The organism is Actinomycetota bacterium, assembly GCA_030776725.1.
In the GTDB taxonomy this organism is placed as follows: domain Bacteria; phylum Actinomycetota; class Nitriliruptoria; order Nitriliruptorales; family JAHWKO01; genus JAHWKW01.
This window is the reverse complement of sequence record JALYHG010000008.1, coordinates 1-2,376: the sequence shown is the minus strand read 5'-3', so window position 1 is coordinate 2,376 and position 2,376 is coordinate 1. Positions and strand designations below refer to the sequence as shown.

General features: G+C 71.1%; 2 protein-coding genes. One reads left to right on the top strand and one right to left on the bottom strand.

The window, feature by feature from the left end; translation table 11 throughout:
• A partial coding sequence (locus tag M3N57_00240) for an alpha/beta hydrolase (protein MDP9021135.1) occupies positions 1-1,516 on the top strand: 1,516 nt, incomplete at its 5' end.
• A 20-nt stretch (positions 1,517-1,536) separates the two neighbouring features.
• Here the strand turns inward: M3N57_00240 and M3N57_00235 are convergent.
• Positions 1,537-2,376 (bottom strand): hypothetical protein (locus tag M3N57_00235; protein MDP9021134.1); only part of this gene is annotated, 840 nt, incomplete at its 5' end.

Below are 2,376 nucleotides of genomic sequence, written 5' to 3'. Positions count from 1 at the left end.
CGGGATGCGGTCCTGTTGGCGATGGAGCACCCGGTGGGCAGCTGCCGTGACGTTGGCCGTCCTGCTGACAGGGTGCGCAACCGGCGACACCTTCAGCGCGAACCCGGACGCCCACGCAGCCGTCGAGCCGCCGCCGACAGCCGAAGAACCTCTCACCCCGACGGTCGCGTGGGAGCCGTGCGAGGCCCCGTTCGAGTGCGCCACCGTCCCGGTCCCGCTGGATCACGACGATCCGGGTGCGGAGACGATTGACCTGGCGCTGATCCGCCTGCCGGCGCCGCCGGCCGCGCGTCGCATCGGCTCGCTCGTGATCAACCCGGGCGGGCCGGGATCCTCCGGCGTGGACTTCGTCCGCGCCTGGAGCGTCCAGGTCATCCCGGCCGAACTCCGCGCCCGCTTCGACATCGTCGGCTTCGACCCTCGCGGTGTGGCTGCCAGCCGGCCCGTCAGCTGCAACGGCGGCTCCAGGGCCTTCCTATCGCAGGACCTCGCTCCCGATGACGTCGGCGAGACCGCGGCGGTCCTCGCTGCGGCGGAGGCGTACGCCACCTCCTGCGGCGACGCCAGCGGTGACCTGCTGGCCCACGTCGGGACCGCGAACGTCGTGCGTGACCTCGACGCCATCCGTGTCGCGCTCGGCGACGCGGACCTGACCTACCTCGGCTACTCGTACGGGACGCGCATCGGGGCCGCCTACGCCGATCTGTTCCCCGAGAACGTCCGTGCGCTGGTGCTCGACGGTGCGGTCGATCCCACGCTGGATCTCACCGGTCAGGTCCGCGCGCAGGCGGCTGCGCTCGAAGCCGCGCTGAGTGAGTTCCTCGCCGCCTGCGCATCCGACGAGCACTGCCCACTGCCCGCCGAGCGGTCGACGTTGACGGCGTTCGACGCGCTGATGGCCGACCTCGACGCACGCGAGCTACCGGCGCCGGAGCTCGGTGCACGGCTGGAAGCCGGGCAGGCCGCCGTCGCAGCGCTCGCGTTGCTGCGTGATCGGCCCAGGTGGCCGCTGCTGGCGGCAGCGCTCGCGCTGGCATGGGAGGGCAACGGGTCGCTGCTGGCTGCGCCCCTCGCACCGGTCGCGGGCGATGGTGACACCCTCGCCGACGAACTGGCGTCCCTGATGGCGGTGAACTGCCTGGACGTGCCGGCCCCGGCGCCGGGAGAACTGCCGGCGCTCGCGACCGACCTCGCGGCGAGCGCCCCGCGCTTCGGCCCGGTGTCACTGTTCCTGCACGCACCATGTGCGTTCTGGCCGGTCGCCGCGGAGGGCACTCCTCGCGAGATCGCGGCTCCTGGGACGCCACCGATCGTGGTCATCGGCAACCGCGGCGATCTCATCACGCCGTTCGGCTGGTCCGAGAGCCTGGTCGCCCAGCTGGACAGCGGCGTGCTGCTGACCCGGGACGGGGATCGTCATACGGCCTTCGGCGGCGAAAACGTCTGCACCGACCGTGCCGTCATCCGCTACCTGATCGACCTGATCCCACCCGATCCGACCAGGTCCTGCGGCTGACACGCTGGCGTGGCCGTCGTTCAGTTGGCCACACCCCACCGGTCCTGACAACGCTTGGGGCTGCGCAGGTCGACAGCCCGGAAGGCCATCAGCTTCTCCTGCCATACGGGGACGGGCGCGACACCGTGTCGGTCACCCGGCCTGATGTCGTGCAGCTCGCCGCCTCGGACGTACAGCACGGCGACGTCCGGGTGGTCGTCCAGATAGGCGCGAAAGGTCAACCACGGCAGCGCGTAGTCGTTGTCCGCGTACCACTGCAGCCCGGGCTCCGACGACGATCGGATGGCCACGAGATCCTCCTGGACATCCGTCAAGGGCAGCGTGGCAGGGATGACGAGATGGTTCGACGCGCCCGCCACCGTGACGAGGTTGCTGTACATGTCGAAGCCGAACGCGGTCTTGAGCTCCAGGTACGGAGTGAGCCCGTTCAGCACGACCAGCACCGGGACGAGCGCCATGGCTCGGCTGGGGAGGGCGAACAAGCCTGACTCCGCGGCCGGTCGGTGCAGCAGCACGTGCATCACGACGACGAGCACGCACACCGCCGCGTAGGCGAACCACAGGAGGTAGGCCCCCGCCAGCGTCAGCACGGCCAGGTCCGGGTTGGCCGGGCCGATCGCGCCCAGCAGCAGGACGGCGACGACCACGATCATCACGTGTGCGCCCGCCTCCAGGAGACGACCCGCCCGACCGCGGGCCGTGACCTTGGATCCCAGCCAGCCGGCGAAGCCGGGCGGGAGGAACAGGACGAACAGCGCGAGCAGCAGCGACGAGAAGTCGAAGAACGGGTGGGCGAGATCGGCCGCCAGCAGCGTGTGGAACCCGACGGCCAGCACCACACCGACGGTGCGGGTACGGCG